The 20,116-nt window shown below is 73.3% G+C and carries 19 protein-coding genes, 1 other RNA gene and 4 pseudogenes; 11 read left to right on the top strand and 13 right to left on the bottom strand.

Going from position 1 to position 20,116, the window contains the following annotated elements; genetic code table 11:
* Nucleotides 1–115 precede the first annotated feature (115 nt).
* Complete coding sequence (gene ddaH / locus AB0A61_RS26190) at nt 116–937, top strand: dimethylargininase (protein WP_361296874.1); 822 nt, start codon at nt 116–118, stop codon at nt 935–937.
* A 17-nt stretch (nt 938–954) separates the two neighbouring features.
* Here ddaH and AB0A61_RS26185 read toward each other — a convergent pair whose 3' ends face one another.
* Genes AB0A61_RS26185 through AB0A61_RS26175 form a run of 3 tightly spaced genes read right to left on the bottom strand, consistent with a single transcriptional unit; the run spans nt 955 to nt 4,475 of the window.
* A complete protein-coding gene (locus AB0A61_RS26185) occupies nt 955–1,977 on the bottom strand; it encodes a small ribosomal subunit Rsm22 family protein (RefSeq protein ID WP_361296871.1) in 1,023 nt (340 codons plus the stop codon).
* A gap of 9 nt (nt 1,978–1,986) precedes the next feature.
* Entirely contained in the window at nt 1,987–3,219 is a 1,233-nt protein-coding gene (locus tag AB0A61_RS26180) for a serine hydrolase domain-containing protein (RefSeq protein ID WP_361296868.1), read from the bottom strand.
* Nucleotides 3,171–4,475 carry a multidrug effflux MFS transporter gene (locus tag AB0A61_RS26175; RefSeq protein WP_361296866.1) on the bottom strand — a complete coding sequence of 435 codons (1,305 nt, stop codon included), beginning with the start codon at nt 4,473–4,475 and terminating at the stop codon, nt 3,171–3,173. The genes AB0A61_RS26180 and AB0A61_RS26175 overlap by 49 nt, the downstream gene beginning before the upstream one ends.
* Nucleotides 4,476–4,574: 99 nt before the next feature.
* On the opposite strand from AB0A61_RS26175, the gene AB0A61_RS26170 reads away from it, so the two are divergent.
* On the top strand, nt 4,575–5,333 hold the full coding sequence (locus AB0A61_RS26170) for an SDR family oxidoreductase (protein ID WP_361296864.1): 759 nt from the start codon (nt 4,575–4,577) through the stop codon (nt 5,331–5,333).
* A gap of 302 nt (nt 5,334–5,635) precedes the next feature.
* On the opposite strand, the gene AB0A61_RS26165 is transcribed toward AB0A61_RS26170, so the two are convergent.
* Nucleotides 5,636–6,826: a D-alanyl-D-alanine carboxypeptidase gene (locus AB0A61_RS26165; RefSeq protein ID WP_361296861.1), complete on the bottom strand. Its 1,191-nt coding sequence runs from the start codon at nt 6,824–6,826 to the stop codon at nt 5,636–5,638.
* A gap of 250 nt (nt 6,827–7,076) precedes the next feature.
* On the bottom strand, nt 7,077–7,403 hold the full coding sequence (locus AB0A61_RS26160; protein ID WP_361296858.1) for a nuclear transport factor 2 family protein: 327 nt from the start codon (nt 7,401–7,403) through the stop codon (nt 7,077–7,079).
* A gap of 131 nt (nt 7,404–7,534) precedes the next feature.
* Between AB0A61_RS26160 and AB0A61_RS26155 the strand changes: the two genes are divergently transcribed.
* Genes AB0A61_RS26155 through AB0A61_RS26145 form a run of 3 tightly spaced genes read left to right on the top strand, consistent with a single transcriptional unit; the run spans nt 7,535 to nt 9,725 of the window.
* Complete coding sequence (locus tag AB0A61_RS26155; RefSeq protein WP_361297066.1) at nt 7,535–8,101, top strand: DoxX family membrane protein; 567 nt, start codon at nt 7,535–7,537, stop codon at nt 8,099–8,101.
* A 24-nt stretch (nt 8,102–8,125) separates the two neighbouring features.
* Complete coding sequence (locus AB0A61_RS26150; RefSeq protein ID WP_361296855.1) at nt 8,126–8,581, top strand: MazG-like family protein; 456 nt, start codon at nt 8,126–8,128, stop codon at nt 8,579–8,581.
* A 40-nt stretch (nt 8,582–8,621) separates the two neighbouring features.
* Nucleotides 8,622–9,725 (top strand): CapA family protein, encoded by a 1,104-nt coding sequence (locus AB0A61_RS26145; RefSeq protein WP_361296852.1) that lies wholly within the window; start codon nt 8,622–8,624, stop codon nt 9,723–9,725.
* A 146-nt stretch (nt 9,726–9,871) separates the two neighbouring features.
* Here AB0A61_RS26145 and AB0A61_RS26140 read toward each other — a convergent pair whose 3' ends face one another.
* Entirely contained in the window at nt 9,872–10,447 is a 576-nt protein-coding gene (locus tag AB0A61_RS26140) for a helix-turn-helix domain-containing protein (RefSeq protein WP_361296849.1), read from the bottom strand.
* Nucleotides 10,448–11,114: 667 nt separating this feature from the next.
* Between AB0A61_RS26140 and AB0A61_RS26135 the strand changes: the two genes are divergently transcribed.
* Nucleotides 11,115–11,876 carry an SDR family oxidoreductase gene (locus tag AB0A61_RS26135; protein WP_361296846.1) on the top strand — a complete coding sequence of 254 codons (762 nt, stop codon included), beginning with the start codon at nt 11,115–11,117 and terminating at the stop codon, nt 11,874–11,876.
* Nucleotides 11,877–12,026: 150 nt separating this feature from the next.
* On the opposite strand, the pseudogene AB0A61_RS26130 reads toward AB0A61_RS26135, so the two are convergent.
* The 5 genes and pseudogenes from AB0A61_RS26130 to AB0A61_RS26110 form a co-directional block, all read right to left on the bottom strand.
* Nucleotides 12,027–12,163: pseudogene (locus tag AB0A61_RS26130) on the bottom strand (short-chain dehydrogenase/reductase); the annotation flags it as partial.
* Nucleotides 12,164–12,334 (bottom strand): annotated as a pseudogene (locus AB0A61_RS26125) (3-ketoacyl-ACP reductase); the annotation flags it as partial.
* Nucleotides 12,335–12,499: 165 nt separating this feature from the next.
* An RNA gene (gene rnpB / locus AB0A61_RS26120) (RNase P RNA component class A) lies at nt 12,500–12,925 on the bottom strand.
* A 196-nt stretch (nt 12,926–13,121) separates the two neighbouring features.
* Nucleotides 13,122–13,232, bottom strand: a pseudogene (locus AB0A61_RS26115) (AraC family transcriptional regulator); the annotation flags it as partial.
* Nucleotides 13,233–13,269: 37 nt separating this feature from the next.
* On the bottom strand, nt 13,270–13,848 hold the full coding sequence (locus AB0A61_RS26110) for a Uma2 family endonuclease (protein WP_361296843.1): 579 nt from the start codon (nt 13,846–13,848) through the stop codon (nt 13,270–13,272).
* A 174-nt stretch (nt 13,849–14,022) separates the two neighbouring features.
* Between AB0A61_RS26110 and AB0A61_RS26105 the strand changes: the two genes are divergently transcribed.
* Complete coding sequence (locus AB0A61_RS26105) at nt 14,023–14,838, top strand: MerR family transcriptional regulator (RefSeq protein WP_361296840.1); 816 nt, start codon at nt 14,023–14,025, stop codon at nt 14,836–14,838.
* Nucleotides 14,835–15,437, top strand: coding sequence for a hypothetical protein (locus AB0A61_RS26100; protein ID WP_361296837.1), 603 nt, complete (start codon nt 14,835–14,837; stop codon nt 15,435–15,437). Before AB0A61_RS26105 ends, AB0A61_RS26100 begins: the two co-directional genes overlap by 4 nt.
* On the opposite strand, the gene AB0A61_RS26095 is transcribed toward AB0A61_RS26100, so the two are convergent.
* Nucleotides 15,388–16,836 carry an RNB domain-containing ribonuclease gene (locus tag AB0A61_RS26095; RefSeq protein ID WP_361296834.1) on the bottom strand — a complete coding sequence of 483 codons (1,449 nt, stop codon included), beginning with the start codon at nt 16,834–16,836 and terminating at the stop codon, nt 15,388–15,390. The two genes, AB0A61_RS26100 and AB0A61_RS26095, sit on opposite strands and share 50 nt — an antisense overlap.
* Before the next feature lie 76 nt (nt 16,837–16,912).
* Between AB0A61_RS26095 and yaaA the strand changes: the two genes are divergently transcribed.
* From yaaA to AB0A61_RS26080, 3 genes and pseudogenes are all read left to right on the top strand, one after another.
* The gene (gene yaaA / locus AB0A61_RS26090) at nt 16,913–17,713 is read left to right on the top strand and encodes a peroxide stress protein YaaA (protein WP_361296831.1); all 801 of its coding nucleotides are present in this window, start codon (nt 16,913–16,915) and stop codon (nt 17,711–17,713) included.
* 97 nt (nt 17,714–17,810) lie between these two features.
* The gene (gene eda, locus AB0A61_RS26085) at nt 17,811–18,497 is read left to right on the top strand and encodes a bifunctional 4-hydroxy-2-oxoglutarate aldolase/2-dehydro-3-deoxy-phosphogluconate aldolase (protein WP_361296828.1); all 687 of its coding nucleotides are present in this window, start codon (nt 17,811–17,813) and stop codon (nt 18,495–18,497) included.
* A 236-nt stretch (nt 18,498–18,733) separates the two neighbouring features.
* Nucleotides 18,734–18,841 (top strand): annotated as a pseudogene (locus tag AB0A61_RS26080) (transcriptional regulator); the annotation flags it as partial.
* Nucleotides 18,842–18,850: 9 nt separating this feature from the next.
* On the opposite strand, the gene AB0A61_RS26075 reads toward AB0A61_RS26080, so the two are convergent.
* Nucleotides 18,851–20,110 (bottom strand): bifunctional RNase H/acid phosphatase, encoded by a 1,260-nt coding sequence (locus AB0A61_RS26075; RefSeq protein WP_361296825.1) that lies wholly within the window; start codon nt 20,108–20,110, stop codon nt 18,851–18,853.
* Between the last annotated feature and the right edge of the window lie 6 nt (nt 20,111–20,116).

The raw sequence follows: 20,116 nt of genomic DNA, 5'->3' as shown, positions 1-20,116 counted from the left end.
CGGTGGACGACGGGAACACTCACGCGGGCGAAGCAGCCGGTCCGGCCCGCGCGCGCGGACCGGCCCGGGCGCACCATGGGCACCAAGTGCCCCTGCGGTATCCGAGGAGCCCACCTTGGCCCTTTCCCGCCGCGCCACACCCCGGCGCTATCTGATGTGCCCACCCGCACACTTCGACGTCACATACTCCATCAACCCCTGGATGGACCCGGACAAGCCGGTCGACACCGCGCTCGCCCTCGCCCAGTGGGAGCAGCTGCGCGAGCTGTACCGCTCGCTCGGCCACACCGTGGCGGAGCTCGCCCCCGAGCCCGGACTGCCCGACATGGTGTTCACGGCGAACGGCGCCACGGTGATCGACGGCCGGGTGTTCGGCGCCCGGTTCGCCCACCCGGAGCGGGAGCCGGAGGCCGAGGCGCACCTGGAGTGGTTCGCGGCGCACGGCCTCGCGCATCTGCACGTTCCCGTCCACATCAACGAGGGGGAGGGCGACTTCGCCCTCACCTCGTCCTACCTGCTGGCGGGCCGGGGCTTTCGCACCAACCCGCTCGCGCACGGCGAGGCGCAGGAGTACTTCGGCCGGCCGGTGATCGGCCTGGAGCTGGTCGACCCGCGCTACTACCACCTCGACCTGGCCCTCGCCGTCCTGGACGACGCGGGGGACGAGGTGGCGTACCACCCGCCCGCCTTCTCCCCCGGCAGCCGGGAGGTGCTGCGGCGGCTGTTCCCGGACGCGCTGATCGCGGGCGAGCAGGACGTGGCCGCGTTCGGCCTGAACGCGGTGTCCGACGGCCTGCACGTGGTGCTGCCGCAGGCGGCGACCGGGCTCTACGGCCCCCTGCGCGAGCGGGGCTTCGAGCCGGTCGGGGTGGAGCTGAGCGAGCTGCACAAGGGAGGCGGCAGCGTGAAGTGCTGCTCGCTGGAGCTGCGCGTGTGACGCACCGGCGCTCGTGATCAATACGCCTGGGGCGTGTCTGCCTCCGGTGGCGCAGGGGGCCGGGGCGGCCAGGCGTCGCCCCAGTCCGCGTCGCGGGCCGCCTTGTACAGGTCGCCGTGGCGTTTGGTGACCGTGCGCCGACGCAGTTGCTCGTCGGGCTCGCACAGGTCGAGCAGGACCTGGCCCTTGCGGATCTGCGGGCGCCGGATGACGCGGGCCGGAGCGGGTGCCACGGGGAAGCGGGTGGCGGCGACGTAGCTGAACTTCTCGTCCTCGTAGGCGAGCGAGCCGCCCTTGACCTGCCGGTGGAGGGAGGAGCGGCTGACCCGGGCCGAGAAGTGGCACCAGTCCGTGCCGGGCACGATCGGGCAGGCGGCGCTGTGCGGGCAGGGCGCGGCGACGTGGAATCCGGCGCCGATCAGGCGGTCGCGGGCCTCGATGACACGGGCGTAGCCGTCCGGGGTGCCCGGTTCGACGACCACGACGGCCTGCGCGGCGGCCGCGGCGGCGTCGACCACGGCGGTGCGGTCGGCCTCGCTCAGCTCGCCGAGGACGTAGGAGACGGTGACGAGGTCGGTGGCGTCGAGGGTGAGCGCCGTGCCGATCCGGGCGTGCTGCCAGCGGGCGTCCGCCAGGTCCGGGTGCGCGGCGGCGATCTCCCGGCCGAGGGCGAGCGCGGGCTCGGCCCAGTCGAGCACCGTCACCGGCCGGGTCCCCTCCCAGGTGGCGCCGACCGCCCAGGTGGCCGCGCCGGTCCCGCCGCCGACGTCCACATGGCTGCCGGGCGCCCAGCCGGGGGCGGCGGCCGCCAACGCCGTGAGCGCCGACCGCACCGCCTCGAAGGTCGCGGGCATCCGGTACGCGGCGTAGGCGGCCACGTCCGCGCGGTCGCGCAGGACCGGCGCGTGGGTCGGGGTGCTCCCCCGGTAGTTGGCGATCAGCCGCTCCACGGCGCCCGCGGCCTGCCGGGGCGGCAGCCCGTCGAGCAGACCGGCCAGGGCGGCACGGAGGGTCTCCGACGCGGGTACGGGGTCGTTCACCCGAGGATTCTATGAGCGCTCGGGCCGGCCGTTGCCGGCGCCCGGGGGCCGCTGCCCCCAGGCCCCCTGCCTTCCCCGCACCGCCCGCGCCACCCGGGTGGCCACCGCCGCCCGTGGCCCGCTGTCCGGTGGCCGCCTGCGCGGGTGCACGGTGTTGGCCAGCAGCACGACGAAGAGGTCCGTGGCCCGGTCGAGGACGAGCGAGGTCCCCGTGAAGCCCGTGTGCCCGGCCGCTCCCCTCCCCGCGAGCTCACCCATGAACCACGGCTGGTCCACCGCGAAGCCGAGGCCCGGCGGGGTCAGCAGCAGCTCCACGAAGTCGGCCCCGAGGACGCGGGCCGGACCGTAGGAACCGCCCGCGAGCAGGGTGCGGCAGAAGACCGCCAGGTCCCGGGCGGTCGAGAACAGGCCGGCGTGACCGGCCACGCCGCCCAGCGCCCAGGCGTTCTCGTCGTGGACCTCGCCGCGCAGCATGCCGCGGTCCGCCTTCGCCCACGGCCGCCGCTGGTCCTCCGTCGCCGCCGCACCCGGGCACGGGCCGAAGCGGGTCGACGTCATGCCCAGCGGGCGGGTGATCCCGTCGCGGACGAGGACATCGAGACGACGGCCGGTGACGCGCTCCAGGAGGTGTTGCAGCAGCAGCGGGTTCAGGTCCGAGTAGGTGTAGGTGCCGGGCGCCGCCACCGGCGCCTCGGCCCGCAGCATCGCCCGGCGCGCCGCGTCGTCCGGGCAGTCGTACAGCGGGAGTTCGGGGCGCAGCCCGGAGGTGTGGGTGAGCAGCTGCCGTACGGTGATGTCGTGCCGGGCGGCCGCGCGGAACTCCGGCAGGTAGGCGCCCAGGCGCGCGTCGATGCCGAGTGTGCCCCGCTCGATCTGCTGCACCACGGCGACCGCGGTGAACAGCTTGGTCAGGGAGGCCAGGTCGAAGGGCGTGTCGACGGTCATCGGCACGCGCGCGTCCGGGGGCAGCTCCAGGCCGCGGTCGGTCGCCGGGTCGTAGGCCGCGTAGCGCACGGCCCAGCCCGCCGCCTCGGCCAGGGCGATCACCGGGCCGCGTCCGACGACCACGACGGCGCCGGCGGCCCACGGGTGGGGTCCGGTGGTGAGGTCGTGGAGCTCGCGAACGAGGTGCTCGAGCTCTCCGGGGTCGAGTCCGGCCTTCTCCGGTGTGTCGCCGCGCAGTCTCGGTGCGCTCAGCTCTCTGCTCCCTCCGCGCCCGCACGGATGTTCCAGGGACGGCACATTGCCACGAAGCAGGCGAGTGCCACCAGTGCCGCGGCCAGCTGGACGACGGCCATCGGGACGGCGGTGTGCTCCCCGGCGATCCCGACGAGCGGTGAGGCGACCGCTCCGACGAGGAAGGAGGACGTGCCGAGCAGAGCGGACGCGGAGCCGGCGGCGTGCCGGGTGCGCATCAGGGCGAGGGCCTGCGTGTTGGGCAGCGTGATGCCCATCGCGGACATCAGGACGAACAGCGCGGCGGCCACCGGGGCCAGCCCCACGTCGCCGAGGGCGCCGGTGGCCATCAGCAGCAGGGCGGCCGCCGCCAGGATGATCACCGTCAGGCCGACGGCCAGCACCCGGTCCAGGCGGACCCGGCCGACGAGCACCTTGCCGTTGATCTGGCCGGCCACGACCAGCCCGACCGAATTGAGCCCGAACAGCAGGCTGAAGGTCTGCGGGGAGGCGCCGTAGATCTCCTGGATCACGAACGGCGAGGCGCTGATGTAGGCGAACAGCGCGGCGAAGGCGAAGCCGCCGGCGATCATGTAGCCGGCGAAGGTGCGGTCGGCGAGCAGCCGGCGCATGGAGCCCAGTGCCTCTCCGACGCCGCCGCCGTGGCGGTCGGCAGCCGGAAGCGTCTCCGGGAGCCGCGTGAGCACGGCCGCGGCGAGCAGGACCCCGACTGCGGTGAGCACCACGAAGACGCCCCGCCAGTCGGTCACCCGCAGGATCTGCCCGCCGATCAGCGGCGCCACGACGGGGGCGACGCCGGATATCAGCATGAGGGTGGAGAAGAAGCGGGCCATGGCCACGCCGTCGTAGAGATCCCGGACGACCGCCCGCGCGATGACGATCCCGGCCGCGCCCGCCAGGCCCTGCGCGAGGCGGAGGGCGACCAGGAACTCCACCGTGGGGGCGAAGGAGCACAGGGCGGTGGCCAGGAGATAGACGGCCAGCCCGGCGAGCAGCGGGCGCCTGCGCCCCCACCGGTCACTCATCGGCCCGACCACGAGTTGGCCCAGGGCCATGCCGGCCAGGCAGGCGGTGAGCGTGAGCTGGACGGTGGCGGCCGGGGCGTGCAGGGACCTGGTGACCTCCGGGAGCGAGGGGAGGTACATGTCCATCGCCAGCGGAGGCGTGGCGGTCAGTCCGCCGAGGATCAGGGTCACCAGCAGGCCGCCGCGGCGGGAGTCGCGGGCCGGTGACCGGCTGGGTCCCCGGTCCGGTACGGCCGCCGGTGACGCGTGCGGTATCGACGCCCCGCCCTCGGGCATGTGTCCCTCCCTCTCCGACTGCTCCGGCCCCATGTTCTCAGCTCGCACACGGTGCCGGGGGTCACATGATGACGGATCGCGCTCGTACGCTCCGGTGCCATGACTGACAGGCAATCGAAGATCGCCGTGGTGACGGGCGCGGGTTCCGGCATCGGACGGGCGGTGGCGGTGGAGCTGCTGCGGGCGGGCTGGTCCGTGGCCCTGGCGGGGCGGCACGCCGGAACGCTGGAGGAGACGGCGGCCCTCGCACCGGAGGCCGACTCCCTCGCCGTACGCACCGACGTGTCCCGGCCCGAGGACGTGACCGCGCTGTTCGCCGCCGCCGTCCGGCGCTTCGGGCGGATCGACCTGCTGTTCAACAACGCGGGGACGTTCGGGCCCGGCGGCGTCCCCGTCGAGGACCTGCCCTACGAGGCGTGGCGGCACGTGGTGGACACCAACCTCAACGGGGCGTTCCTGTGCGCGCAGGCGGCGTACCGGCAGATGAAGGAGCAGAGCCCGCAGGGCGGCCGCATCATCAACAACGGTTCCGTCTCGGCGCACACGCCCCGTCCCCATTCGGCGCCCTACACGGCCACCAAGCACGCGCTGACGGGGCTGACCAAGTCGCTGTCGCTGGACGGGCGGCCGTACCGCATCGCGGTGGGACAGATCGACATCGGCAACGCGGCGACCGAGATGACGGCCCGGATGCGGACCGGTGCCCTGCAGGCGAGCGGGGAGGTCGCGCCCGAGCCCGTGATGGACGTGGCGGACGTGGCGCGCACGGTGCGGCACATGGCGGAGCTGCCGCTGGAGGCCAACGTGCAGTTCGCGACGGTACTGGCGACGACGATGCCGTACGTGGGGCGGGGCTGAGGGGTGGCCGGGCCCGCACAGGACGGGTGACCGGCCCGCACAGGACGGGAATCCACACAAGTGGAATGTGAACCTCCGCACGATTTGAGCCGGTAGCTGACTTATGCTCATCATCTCCTCCATCAGAGCTTCACAGTTGGAGGAGTGAGCTTCCGTCGGCCACACCAAGGGGGGTGCGGCAGCCGTTCCACGGCACCGGCTGGGGGTGGGCCCCGCGTGGGACCGCGGGGTACGCGACGGTGCGTGGAACGGCTGCCGCCACTGCCGTCCTGCGGTCGCCCGTCCGCCGAGGTGCCGGCCCGTCAGCGACGGTGCCGGCCTCCGGCCTCCGCCGCGGCCGCCCATCGGCGGCGCAGCGCGAACACACCGCCCGCGAGCAGCGCGACCGTTCCCGTCGCCCCCTCCAGCAGCCGCCATGTCGACGGGCCGTGCGCGGCCGCCCCCGGCGCCCCGGCGGCGGCCTGGGCGGTCTTGCGCGCGGGCGTGGCGCCCGCCCTCGCGCCGCCCTCGCTCAGCGGCTCGACCAGGGTGCCCACCGCCTGCGCCGAACTTCCCCGCGCGAAGGCCCAGTCGAGGAGGGCGGCGGTCTCCTCGTAGACGGCGTTGCTGCCGGCCGAGGGGTGCATCACGGTGGCCAGCAGGGTGCGGCCGCCGCGGACCGCGGCGCCCGTGAAGGTGTTCCCGGCGTCGCTGGTGTAACCGTTCTTGACCCCGATCAGACCCTGGTACGTCCGCAGGCCCCACGCGCCGGTCAGCAGCCGGTCCGTGTTCTGGATCTGGAAGGTCTTCTTCCCGCCCGCCGGGAAGTCGGCGGTCCTGGTGCCGCAGTAGCCCCGGAAGTCGGCGTTCTTCAGCCCGTGCCGGGCGAACAGGGTCAGGTCGTACGCCGAGGACAGCTGGCCGGGGTGGTCGAAGCCGTCGGGGCTGACCACGTGCGTGTCCAGGGCCTGCAGGTCCTCGGCCTTGGCCTGCATGTCGGCGACCGTCTTCTCGACGCCGCCGTTCATGTGGGCGAGCACGTGCACCGCGTCGTTGCCCGAGCGCAGGAAGACGCCCTGCCACAGCTGGGCCACGGTGTAGGTGATCCCGGGCCTGATGCCGACCAGACTGGAGCCCGCGGGAATCGCGGCGAGGTCGGCATCGGTGACGGTGTGCCGCTCGGTACGGTCGAACCGGTGCAGCACGGTGTCCGCGAACAGCATCTTCAGCGTGGACGCGGGAGCCAGCCGCTGGTGCGCGCGGAAGGAGGCGAGCACCTCCCCCGTCTCCCAGTCGGCGACCAGCCAGGACCGGGCGGTGAGCTTCCTGGGCAGGCCGATGGCACCGCGTGCCTGCACCCCGTCGCGGGCCAGCCGCTCACCGCCGATCGTGGTGGTGGCGGCCGCGGCCGGGACGGCCGTGGCCCACGGGACCGCTGCGGCCAGCGGGGCGGCCGCGGTGAGGGAGAGCACCGAGCGGCGGGACAACCGGGGGGGCCGAGAGGAATCGCGCACTCCGGGACCGTACAAAGTGAGCCCGCTGCCGCGAACGGCGGGTCTGCAAAGCACGATCAAAGGATCACCAAAGCCGGGGTCGACCGGCGCCCGGACCTGCGCCGACGGCTCACGGGCCCCAGCCGCTCACCTCCCGGGTGTCCGCCGGCCCTCGGTCGGCTGCCCTCGGCCGCTGCCCTCGGTCGGCTGCCCGACGGTGAGCTGCACTGCTGCGGTACGGCGGTGAGCGGGCCGGCGGTGAGCGGTCCGGCTACGCCTGCCCGGTCTCGAAGCGGGAGATCCGGCCGTCGTCCGCGACGGTGAAGCTCCACCGGGTACGCATCTCGCCCCAGGTGTCGTTGCGGTAGCGGGCGACGAGGGCGCGGCCGCCGTCGGACTCCCTGTCGACCTCCATGTGGCCGTGCGTGGAGAAGATCTCCTGCTCGATCCACTCGGCGAGGTCGCGGTCGGAGCCGTCGTCCGCCATGGTCGCGCCCGGCGCGAGGAGCTGCATGAATCCCTCGCGGTCGTGGGCGTTGACAGCGGTGACGAAGGCGCGGACGGCCGGGTCGCTGAGCTTGGCGGGCGAAATGGTCATGTCGGCAGCGTCACACCCGGGTTCGCGCCCCGCCACCCGAACGGCGCCCCGGACGGGCCCTTCGGGTGTTTCCGGTGCGACGGTGGAAACACGAAGGAGCCGTGTTCCTGCTGTCTGCCTGGGGAGTCGACGTGACCTGTTACGACCGACGTGATCTCGGCCTGCTGCTGCTCCGACTGGGCACCGGCGGCGTGCTGGCCGCGCACGGCGCACAGAAGCTGTTCGGCTGGTTCGGCGGCGGCGGGATCGAGGGGACCGGCCAATTCATGGAGTCCGTCGGCTACCGGCCCGGCAAGGCCGGCGCGATGGCGGCGGGCCTGGCGGAGGCGGGTGGCGGTGTGCTGCTCGCGCTGGGCCTGGCGACCCCGGCGGCCGGGGCGGCCGCGGCCGGTGCCATGGCGGGGGCCGCCGCAGTACACATGCCCAACGGCTTCTTCGCGCAGGACGGCGGCTACGAGTACGCGGCCTCCCTGGGCCTGACGGCGGCAGGTCTGGCGATCACGGGTCCCGGCCGCCTCTCCGTCGACCACGCCCTCGGACACGCGGTCAACCGCGGCTGGATGGTCCCGGCGGCGTTCGCGGCGGTGGGTGCGGTCACGGCCCTGGTGGTGGGCGCGCGCAACCAGCAGCTGCGTATGCAGCGGGAGGGCGAGCAGGAGGCCCTGTTCGAGGAGGAGGACGCCCTGTTCGAGGAGTAGCCGCCCCGTGGCAGGCTGCGGTGCATGAGTGAGCAGCACGAACCCGCGGCGCGGGCAGGAGCATCGGCCCCGGTCCCGGCCCCGTCGCCGGCCCCGGCCCCGGCCGCAGCGGACCTCTGGGCGTCCGTGGACCACCTGTGGACCTGGCTCGGCGCGAACCGGTCGCACGTCGGCCGGGAGGAGATGCTGCTGCGCATAGTGAAGCTGTCCGAGGAGGTCGGCGAGGTCGCCCAGGCGGTGATCGGCGCGACCGGCCAGAATCCGCGCAAGGGCACCACCCACACCTGGGAGGACGTCCAGGCGGAGCTGTGCGACGTGGTGATCACGGCCCTGGTGGCCCTGCGCACCCTGACGCCGGACGCCCGCGAGGTCTTCACCCACCACCTGAACCGGGTCACCCAGCGCTCCCTTGGGACGGACGGCGCTACCGGCGGGGCGCACGGCGCTGCCGGCGGGGCGGACAGCGCTGCCGGGAACTGACGGCGCTGCCGGGAACTGCTGCCGGAACTAACGTGGAGGCATGGGTGGCGGCGTGGCCACGCTGTTCCTGTGCGGCGACGTGATGCTCGGTCGTGGCGTCGACCAGATCCTGGCGCACCCCGGAGATCCGGCCCTGCGCGAGGACTGGATTCGGGACGCGCGGGCCTACGTCGAGCTCGCCCAGGCGGCGAACGGACCGATCCCCGCCCCGGTCCCCGCCTCGTGGCCGTGGGGCGAGGCCCTCAGCATGCTCGCCGAGGCCGCCCCGGACGTGCGGATCGTGAATCTCGAGACCTCCGTGACGCGCAGTGACGCGTTCGCGCCCGGCAAGGCGGTCCACTACCGGATGAATCCGGCCAACCTGCCGGCTCTCACCGCGGCCCGTCCCGACATCTGCGTACTGGCCAACAACCACGTGCTGGACTTCGGCCGTGCCGGGCTCCTGGAGACGCTCGACTCCCTGAAGGCGGTGGGCCTGCGAGTGGCGGGCGCGGGCCGGGACGCCGGGGCGGCGTACGCGCCGGCCGTGTGCCCCACGGCGGGCGGCTCCCGCGTGCTGGTGTTCGCCCTGGGGGCCGCGTCCAGCGGCATACCACCGAGCTGGGCGGCGACGGCGGACCTCGCCGGTGTCGCCCACGTCTGCGGACCGACCACCGAAGTGGCCGCCGCGACCGTCGAGCGGGTACGCCGGGTGAGGCGTCCGGGCGACATCGTGGTCGTCTCCGTGCACTGGGGGTCCAACTGGGGGTACCACGTCCCGCAGCAGCAGGTCCGCTTCGCCCACACCCTGGTGGACGGCGGCGTCGACGTCGTCCACGGGCATTCCTCGCACCACCCCCGCCCCGTCGAGGTGTACCGCGACCGGCTGATCCTGTACGGCTGCGGCGACTTCGTCGACGACTACGAGGGCATCTCCGGCTACGAGCAGTACCGCGACGACCTGCGCGTGGCCTACCTCGCCTCGGTGGAGGCGGGCACGGGCAGGCTGACGGACCTGCGGATGCGGGTACTGCGGGCCCGGCGGATGCGCCTGGAACCCGCGGCCGAGGAGGACCGGGACTGGCTGAGGGAGACCCTCCAGCGAATCAGCGGGGAACTGACCGTCACCACCGAACCGGACGGCACCCTCGGACTGACCCGGTGAGCGGCAGACGAGCCGGGCCGTACGCCGGGGCCCGGCGCCCTTGGCGATCGCCTCCACCGTCAGGTCGTCCGGACTCGTGTGCTCAAGCAGCGCTCCGGCGGCGTCCAGGAGGACCTGCCGACTGTCACAGCCTGTTCAGCGGTCGTTCAGCGGTGGTGGATGCTGAGCCCGTCCATAGTGAGGTCGAGGAGGCGTTCGGCTTGCTCACGCTCTTCGGGTTTCCCCGAGGTGAGAGCGATGCCGGTGAGGGCGGCGAACATGTCCGCCGCGCTGATGTCCGAGCGGATGACACCGGCTCGAACACCGGCCTCCAACAGGGAGGCCAAAGCGGCCAGCATCATCTCGTGGCTTTGGGCGTACGGGTTGACGCCCGACTCCACCAGAGCCCGCAAGGCGTCCGCCATACCGAGCTTGGCGGACGCGTAGTCGATGAAACGGTCCATCCACGCCCGCAGGGCCTCGTACGGCGGCATGGTGGCCAGAAGTTCGGGGGCGGCGTCGCACAGCTTGGCCAGTTCGTTGCGGTAGGCCGCCTCGATGAGGACCTCCCGGGTCGGGAAGTTCCGGTACAGGGTGCCGGTGCCGACTCCGGCCTCCTTGGCGATGCGCTCAAAATGTACGTTCAGGCCCTCGTCGGCGAACATACGCACCGCCACGGACAGGATCTTGTCCCGGTTCCGCTGGGCGTCGGCCCTCAGCGGGCGCCCTGCCTCCCTGGTCATCGGCGGCCTCCTGTCGTCTCCTCCCGCACAACAGAGGATGGTCCGGTTGCGGCCGGGCACGAACCGGCGGCCCCTCCAGTTCCACTTTAGGGCATACGCTGCACAGCACCCCGACCTCCTACGCTCCCTCGCTCATTCTCGGGAATGCCGGCTCGCTCGCCGGGTGGCGGAAAGCGCCATGACGATGCGTAGCCCTTACCCGGCCGCCGCCACGGAGACAGTGGGCCTCGGCCACGCCAGGCCGGCTCGGATCAGGGGAGCAACCCCCCGCGCGAAGGCGGTCATCGCCAGATCGGCCCCAGCCCGATGACCGGCCCTGTCACAGAGGCGCGCCAGCCGGTGTCCGACCATTCGGCCGGAATCGACAGCCGCGTGCCGGTGCCCCGATTGCGCAGCCCTCGTGCCGCCAGGACGAGCACCTTCTCTCACCCCGGGCTCCCTGGATGGCGACAACGCGGCCACTTCGACCGCTTGCAAGTGGAGGGGCCTCCAGTTACAGTCGTGACCATAAGTGGAGGATCCTCCGTTTAGTCGAGCGTGAGGTCGCTCCCTTTGGGAGCCGGCCTTCACCGCATGGCCGCCCGGTGAGCCATGCACTCGATCGGGATGGCACGCGCATCTCCGCAGGACCTGGTGCGAAAGACGACCTATGGAACGAGGGATCAATATGAGCGGCTCGCTTGAAGGCAAGGTTGCCGTCATCACCGGTGCGGCCTCCGGAGTGGGCTTCGGCATCGCCGAGGAGTTCGTCGGCAACGGCGCCCACGTAGTGATCGCGGACCTTGAGCAGAACCAGATCGATGCCGCGGTCGAGAAGAGCGGGAAAAACTGCTCGGGCATCGTCGCCGACGTCACCAAGCTCGCCGACATGGAGGCGATGTACGCCGAGGTGATCTCCCTCCATGGCCGGCTCGACGCGGTCGTCGCGAACGCCGGCATCGGCGACCACGCCCCCTTGGGCTCGATCACCGAGGTCCAGTTCGACCGGATGTTCAACGTCAACGCCAAGGGCGTCCTGTTCACCGTCCAGCCGGCCATCCCGCTGCTCAGGCCCGGCGCCACGGTCGTCGTCATCGGCTCGACTGCTTCTGTCCGACCCCCGGCCGCGATGAGCATCTACGGCGGAACGAAAGCGGCGGTGCGTGCCTTCATCCGCGCTTGGATCCAGGACGTCAAGGGCTCCGGTATTCGGATCAACGTCCTCAGCCCGGGCGCGGTGGACACCGAGTCGCTGCGTCGCGCCTCGGAACAGGCCGCCGGCCCCGGCCAAGTCGACGCTGCGATCGACAAGCTCGGCAGGCAGAACCCGACGGGGCGGGTCGCCGATCCTCGGGAGATGGGCAGGGCGGCGGTCTTCCTGTCCAGCGAGGCATCCAGTTTCGTCACCGGCGTGGAGCTCTTTGTCGACGGCGGGCTGGCCCAGGTGTGAGGGACGGAGGTTTCCCGGGGCTGTGCAGCGGCCCGCGAGTTCCCCGCTGCCCGCCGGCCCTTCCCGTCACCGGCCCGCGACGCCTGGTGGAAGGTGCCGCAGGTGCGCTTGCCGCGATGTCGGGCAGCCGTTGCGGCGGCTCAGGAGGTGTCAGTCGCTGCTGAGTTGTGCGCCGTCGGGAAAGTCCGCGGTGCGCGACAGTTTTCCCAGGTGCGGATGTCTTCGTCGACCGCCTGCCGGGCTGCCGTGATCAGGCACAGGGCGTGCGACCCCAGCACCAGGTCCGCGATCGCCCGGCCGCCCGCGGCGGTGACCTCCTTGACCGCGGCCTCGGCCTGCCCCCGCTTGTCCGCGTAGCCGACCACCACGGCGAACCCGTCCGCCGCCAGTCGGCGGACCGTCTCCCGGGCGCCTTCGTCGCTTGTCCAACCATCGGCTCGTGTTCCGTCCCGAGCCAGGGCTGTGGCTACCCGGGGGCTGCGATCCCCTCGCTCTGGACCACGATGCCGTCGGGTCCGCCGCCGTCTTCCCGGGGAGCATGCCCTGCTCTGCGGACCACTTCTGGCGCTGCTGCCGACAAAAACGGCCCTGACCGGGTAAAGCCCAGGTCAGGGCCGTAAGGGCAGACGAGTCGGGCTGTACGCCGGGTTCTGTTCCCCGGTCCCCTCGCGGGAGCCGGGGCGACGGCCATCCATCTAGGGCCGGCGTTGCCGCCGGTCTCGTGCGGTCTACCCGCGGACTCGGGCGGGCAGCCCTCGAACGTCCGCGCAGGGTCGCTCCTTCTTGCGAAGAGGCGGCCCCTTTTGACCTTGCTCCGGGTGGGGTTTACCTAGCTGCCCAGGTCACCCTGGGCACTGGTGGTCTCTTACACCACCGTTTCACCCTTACCGGGGGCCGTACGGATACGGTCCCCGGCGGTTTGCTTTCTGTGGCACTGTCCCGCGGGTCACCCCGGGTGGCCGTTAGCCACCACCTTGCCCTGTGGAGCCCGGACGTTCCTCGGGGAGCGCCCCGCTAAGGGCACTCCACGCGGCCGTCCGCCCGGCTCGTCTGCCGTGTCGACCATGGTACCGGGCGTGCGACCCGCCTGGGTCCGGCTGCCGTCGCCGGCACCGAGCCCGCCAGGATCAGCCCGAAGGCGGACAGGACACCGGGTGTCAGCCGCTCGCCCGGGAACACGGCGCCCGCCGCCACCGCGACCGCCGGATTGACGTACGTGATGACGGTGGCCCGGGTCGGGCCCGCCTCGTGCGCGTGCGGGGCGTAGGCGTGCTTGTCGAAGCGCGCGGTCAGCAGGTCGAGCCGGGGCCCGGAGCGCCCGAGGCGTGCCCTGGTCCACGACGCCTGCTCACCCACGTTGCACCCCTCCTCGACGGATGCAACCTCGGCGGCCTCACAGAAAGTCCGCGGTCTCCAGCTCGAAGGCGAAGGGCTCGGGGAGGGCGAGGGGCTTACCGAAGGGACGGGTGCACAGCTCGCGGTAGTCGTCGTGCTCCGGATCGCTGAACAGGGTGACCGAGGCGTCGTCACGGTCGACCAGCAGGTAGAGGGGAATGCTCCCGCGGGCGTAGCAGCGGCGCTTGGCCTCACGGTCGGTCTTCGGCTTCGTCGACGTCACTTCGAGGACCATGGCGACGCCGTCGCAGGGCATCCAGGGGTCGGCGCCGCGGTAGAGTCGCAGTTCCCCGGGGGCGAAGGTGCCGTCCGGAATCACGTGGTTCTTCGGGCAGCCGCCGCCGCTCTTCAGCTTCAGGCCCTTGTTTCCGGAGAACTGCATGTCGGTCCGGGAACCCCTGATCACCTGGCTGACGATCAGGCCGATGCAGTCCTCGTGGTCCCCGTCCGGCGGCGGTGTCACGACGATCTCCCCCTCGATCAGCTCGGCCCGGAAGCCCTCCGGGGTGTCGAGGGACAGGAAGATCTCCAGCAGTCCCTCAGCCGGCGTGGTGGGCTCATGAGCCACGGCAGTCATGTCACGCCCCTCCTTCGGTCGCTCGCCAGACTGGGCCATCGCAAGATCACCTGTGCGGGGAATCGGGAACCGTTCCCTCGATCGTGGCACACGATCACGGCCGCCGTCAGGGACGCACCGCAGCGCCGACCGCTCGCTTGACCCTGCCGCAGCGTCAACGTCTGTACTTGGTGCATGCGGATCGGAGAACTCGCCGCGGTCGTCGGCGTCACCACGCGGACCGTTCGGCACTACCACCACCTGGGCCTGCTCCCGGAACCCGAGCGGCGGGCCAACGGCTACCGGCACTACACGCTGCGCCACGCCGTCACCCTCGCCCGGATCCGGCGGCTGACCGAGCTGGGGCTGGGGCTGGCGGAGGTGCGGGACGTGCTCGCCGACGGCGGGAGTCCTCCCTGTTCGAGCGGGGCGGACGGCTTGGCGGCGGGCCGGGACCTCGCCGAGGTGCTGGAGGAGCTGGACGCGGACCTGGCCCGCCAGGAGGCCGCGATCCGGGACCGCCGGGTTCGGCTCCGCGCGCTGCTCGAGGTCGGCGAGCTGCCCGCCGAGGGACCGGTCTCCCCCGAGCTGGCCGCCCTGTTCGCCGGGACCGCCCACCTGTCCGACTCCCCCATGGCCGCCAAGGACCGCGAGATGCTGGCGCTGCTGGAGACGACGGCGGCCCCGGAGGACCGGGAGCGGCTGCTGGCCTCATTCGCCACCGCGTTCGCCTCGCCGGGTGCCGCGGCACGGGCCCGGGAGGCGTATGCGCTGCTCGACGCGCTCGCCGACGCGGACACCGACGCCCCGCTGGTGCAGGAGGCGGCCCGCGCGCTCGCCGACTGCATCCCCGGCGACCTGTTTCCGCCGGACGCTGCCGTCGACGGCCGGCCGGACGCTGCCGCCGACGGCCGGCAGGCCTTCCTGCACGCCCTCTACGCCGACTTCGCCCCCGCCCAGGCCGAGGCGATCCGGCGGGCCCTGCGGATCCTGGCGGAGGGACGGGAATGAGGGCGACGGCCGCTCTGATACGGCACGAGATGCGGCTGTTCACCAGCCTGGCGCTGTGGGCCGCGCGGCGCACGCACGGGACGGGCGGCGGACAGGCCTTCGGGTACGCCCGCGGGCAGGGCCCGGTCATGGCCGGGTTCGCCTTCGTGTGCGTGGTCGAGACGCTGACCATGTCCGTGTTGCTGCGCCACATGCCGACCCTGCATGCGGTGGTTCTGTTCCTGGATGTGTACACGGTCCTCTTCGTGGTCGCCCTGCACGCGGCCTCGGTCGTCCGGCCGCACGTGCTGGACGCGGACACCCTGCGGGTGCGTCACGGCGTCCACGTCGATCTGCGCCTGCCGCTGCGGGAGATCGCCTCCGTGCGCCGCGAGCTGGGCACGACGCACGAGGGGACCGACGGCGAACTCGACGTCCCCGTCGGCTCGCAGACCTCCGTCACCCTCGAACTGCGCGCCCCCGTCACCCATGTCACCCTCCTCGGCAGGCGCCGGGAGGTGCGGGTGGTCCGTCTCCACGCCGACGACTCCGACCGCCTGGTACGGGCACTCACGCGGGCGCGAACCGCACCTTCGCCGCTGCCGGATCGGCCTGGGTGAGCCGTACCCGCAGCCGCTCCCCCAGCGGCAGCGGGGCGCTGCCGCCCTCGACGGGGGCGACGACGGCCGGAGACTCCACGTGGACGGTGCCTACGGCGGGCCGGTGCTCCTCCACCTCGATCACGCAGCCGTCGAAGAGCTCGCCGACCCGGTCCCGGAGCAGCGCGGCCGCCACGACGTCGAGGCCGCGGCCTTCCACGGTCCCGGCGCGCCGGGCGCCGTCGGCCATCTCCCGCGGCAGCGCGTCGAGGGCGGCGAGCACCCAGTCGGGCGGGTCCTGGCCCGCGGCGGCCGCCAGGCACAGCTCGGTGGCGTACCGGTCGGCGAGCCTGCGCAGCGGGGCGGTGCAGTGGGCGTAGGGCGCGGCGACGGCGGAGTGCGTGGTGATCTCCGGGAGCTTTCCGTCCCGGAAGACGGTGTAGCCGGCGCCGCGCAGCAGCGTGGTGCACTCCTGGAGGAAGGCGGCGTCCCGCGGCCGCCGCGGGTCGAGGGAGCGGACGAGCGCGGCGTAGGAGACGTGGTGCGGCCAGTCGATGTGCAGGGCGTGCGCGCTGCGCCGCAGCCGGCCGACGGCGCCGTCCGGGGCGGCCGGCAGGGTGCGCAGCACCCCGGTTCCGTGGGCCAGCATCAGCTCGGCCGCCGTCATGCCGGTGAGCAGCGAGATCTGGGCGTTCCAGCCCTCGACGGGCAGCGGGGCGCGGTAGTGGAGTCGGTAGGTGTGGGCCCCCTGCCCGTGGGCCGGCTTCACCGGGGTCTCGACCACTTCCTGCTCGGGGACGTTCAGCGAGATGCCGCCCCGCTCGCTCTCCAGCCGCTCCCGCAGCCGCCCGATGTCCTTCAGCAGGGCGACCGGCTCGTCCGCGGTCTTGTCGTCGATCTCCTTCTGGACGCCGGCGTGGTCGAGAGCGGCCCGGCTGCGCACCAGGGCGCGGTGCACGTCGACGGCGAGGGTGCGGCCGTCGGCATCCAGGTCGATGGTCCACAGGACGGCCGGTCGGGTCTGCCCGGGCAGCAGGCTCGCGGCGCCCTCGCCGATGACGGCCGGGTGCAGCGGGACCGTGCCGTCGGGGAAGTAGAGGGTGGTCACCCGCCGGTGCGTCTCGGCGTCCAGCGCGCCGGACGGTGCGACGAAGGCGGCGACGTCGGCGACGGCGTACCGGACGCGGTAGCCGGTGCCCTGCCGGGACAGGTGTGTCGCCCGGTCCGGGCCGAGGGTGAAGAACGGCACGTCGGTGGCGTCGTGGAGGGGGAGGGCGGGGTCCCGTGCCGCCCGTTCGGCCTCGGCCAGGATCTCCGGGGGGAAGTCGCCGGGCACGCCGAGCGCGCTGCGCAGACCGGCGAGCGCGGCCCGCAGGGGTGCTTCGGGGGCGCCGGTCACGCGGATGTGGCGGCGGGGCATACAGCGAGCGTAGGTCGGGGGTGGTCGGGTGGCACGCCGTACGCTGTCGCGGAGCGCTACCGAAGGAGAGACAACCGTGCTGGTCCTGCTGCCCCCGTCCGAAGGCAAGGCGCCCTCCGGCCGTGGCGCCCCGTTGAAGCCCGGGGCGCTGTCGCTGCCGGGACTCGCCGCCGCCCGCGAGGCCGTGGTGGACGAGCTGGTCGAGCTGTGCACGGGCGACGAGGACAAGGCGCGCGAGGTGCTCGGGCTGAGCGAGGGGCTGCGGGGCGAGGTCGCGAAGAACGCCGGGCTGCGCACGGCGGGCGCGCGGCCCGCCGGGGAGATCTACACGGGTGTGCTCTACGACGCCCTCGACCTGGCGTCCCTCGACGCGGCCGCCAAGAGGCGCGCCGCGCGTTCGCTGCTGGTGTTCTCGGGGTTGTGGGGCGCGGTCCGGGTGACCGACAGGATCCCCTCGTACCGGTGCTCGATGGGTGTGAAGCTGCCGGGACTCGGCGCGCTGGGCGCGTTCTGGCGTACTCCGATGGCCTCGGTGCTGCCGGAGGCGGCCGGCGAGGGGCTGGTGCTGGACCTGCGGTCCTCCGCGTACGCGGCCGCATGGAAGCCGAAGGGCGACGTGGCGGGGCGGACGGCGACCGTTCGGGTGCTGCACTCCCGGGTCGTGGACGGCGTGGAGAAGCGGTCCGTGGTCAGCCACTTCAACAAGGCGACGAAGGGCCGGATCGTGCGCGGCCTGCTGACCTCCGGGGCTGCTCCCAGGGACCCGGCGGCCCTGGTCGAGACGCTGCGGGACCTCGGGTACGTGGTGGAGGCGGAGCCGCCCGCGAGGGTGGGGAGGGCGTGGACGCTGGACGTGGTGGTGACGGAGATCCACTGAGGGACGCGGGCGGGGGCCCACGAACACCCACCGGCAGAGCGTTGCATGGTGTGCAACGCTCTTTGCGTGCACTGCACCCCGCGGGCACGATGAGGCCATGACCTCGCCGCCGTCCTCCTCGCCCGCCCGGACCGCATCGGTTCTGGACCTCGCGCCCGTCCTGCCGGTGGTGGTCGTGGAGGACGCCGCCGACGCCGTACCGCTGGCCCGGGCGCTGGTGGCCGGTGGGCTGCCCGCGATCGAGGTGACGCTGCGGACGCCCGCCGCCCTCGGGGCGATCCGGGCGATTGCCGGTGCGGTGCCCGGCGCGGTGGTCGGCGCGGGCACGGTCCTCACGCCGGAGCAGGTGACGCGGTGCGTGGCCGCCGGGGCGCGGTTCCTGGTCAGTCCCGGCTGGACGGACGGTCTGGTGGAGGCGATGCGGGCGTCCGGGGTGCCCTTTCTGCCCGGGGTGTCGACCACCTCGGAGGTCGTGGCGCTGCTGGAGCGAGGGGTACGGGAGATGAAGTTCTTCCCGGCCGAGGCGGCGGGCGGAACCGCCTACCTGAGGTCGCTGGCCGGCCCGCTCCCCCGGGCCCGCTTCTGCCCGACGGGAGGCATCGGCCCGGGCAACGCGCCGGAGTACCTTGCACTGCCCAACGTCGGCTGCGTGGGCGGAACGTGGATGGTGCCCGCGGACGCGGTCGCCGCCGGGGACTGGCAGCGGGTCGAGGCACTGGCGCGCGAGGCGGCGGGGCTCGGGCGGTCCGGTGTGCCAGGGGCGGGGTTCAGGCGATCCGGATGACGACCTTGCCGGAGGCGGCGCCGCTCTCGTAGGGGCGGTAGGACCAGGTCCGCACCGGCTCCGCCCGTCATCTCCCGTACGACGGTGGCCCATTGGGGGTTCTCGAGGCAGTCGGCGACGTGGTCCGCGCGCAGGGGGACGCATGCGGGCCTCCCGGGATCGTGTGGACTGCGTGGACGGACATGTCCTCGGCGTGTCCGGGCTCGCCGGGCCGGGCGGGCGTGGACGAGGTCTGCCTCGCGTTCACGGTGCAGCTGCGGCTGCGGTGCGCCGAGGGCGAGTTGCGGCTGCTGACCACGCTGACGTCGTTCGCCACGGCGGTCGACGTCACACCGGCCGAGCTGCGCCGCCGGTCAGCGCAGGTGACAGGTGTCGTTGAGCAGGCGGACGCTCGCGTTGCCGTCCGCGTAGTACGCCACCGCCGACAGCGAGGCCGCCGACAGCTCCATGCGGAACAGGGACTGCGGCGGGGCGCCGAGGGCGAGTTGGACGAACGTCTTGATCGGGGTGACGTGCGTGACGAGCAGCACCGTGCGGCCCTGGTACGCCGCGACCAGCTTGTCTCGGGTGGCGGCGATCCGGGCGGCGGTCGCCACGAAGCTCTCGCCGCCGCCGGACGGTTCGGCGTCCGGGGAGGCCAGCCAGGCGTTCAGGTCGTCCGGGTGGCGCTCCTGGACCTCGGCGAAGGTGAGGCCCTCCCAGGCGCCGAAGTCCGTCTCGCGGAGCCCTTCGTCGACGGCCACGTCCAGACCGAGGCGGGCGGCGACGATGCCCGCGGTCTCGCGGGCGCGCGCGAGGGGGGAGGAGACCACGGCCTGGATGGTGCCGCGCCGGGCGAGGGCCGCCGCGACCCGCTCGGCCTGCTCCCTGCCGACGTCGGAGAGGGAGGGATCGGTGCCGCCGCTGCCGGAGAACCGCTTCTGCGGGGTCAGCGGAGTCTCACCGTGCCGCAGCAGTACGAAAGTGGCGGGGGCGCCGAGGTCCGCGGGAGCCCAGCCGGGGGCGGCCACGGTGCGGGCGGCCCGGACGTCCGCGTCCGTGGCCCCGTCGCCGGAAGGCTCCGCCGTACCCGCCCCGGACGGGGCGTCCGGACGCTCCGCCGCCGCGCCGCGGGCGGAAGGAACCTCGGCGGGTGGGGCAGCCGGGTGGGAACGCGATCCCGCGCGCAGCTGGGCCGTCGAGGTCGACGGCGACCACTGCTCGCCTCTGCCGCCCGCGTCCATCGCCTCGTTCGCCAAGCGGTCGGCGTGCCTGTTGCGCTCGCGCGGGATCCACTCGTACGTCGACCGGTCGGGCGGGAAGACCCGGGCCGCCTGTGCCGCCAGCGGCTTCAGGTCCGGGTGCTTGATCTTCCAGCGGCCCGACATCTGCTCGACGACGAGCTTGGAGTCCATCCGCACGTGAACCGTGGCCGTCGGGTCGAGTTCGTGCGCGGCGCGCAGGCCGGCCAGCAGGCCCCGGTACTCGGCGACGTTGTTGGTGGTCACCCCGAGGTGGCCCGCGGCCTCGGCCAGGGTCTCCCCCGTCGCCGCGTCGATCACGACCGCCCCGTAGCCCGCGGGCCCCGGGTTGCCCCGCGACCCGCCGTCGGCCTCGACGATGAACTCCCGCACGCCCTG

Origin of the sequence: Streptomyces sp. NPDC046197 (genome assembly GCF_040646295.1) — a bacterium.
Lineage (GTDB): Bacteria > Actinomycetota > Actinomycetes > Streptomycetales > Streptomycetaceae > Streptomyces.
Note: the sequence above shows the minus strand (reverse complement) of the source record. Positions and strands in the feature narration are given on the sequence as shown.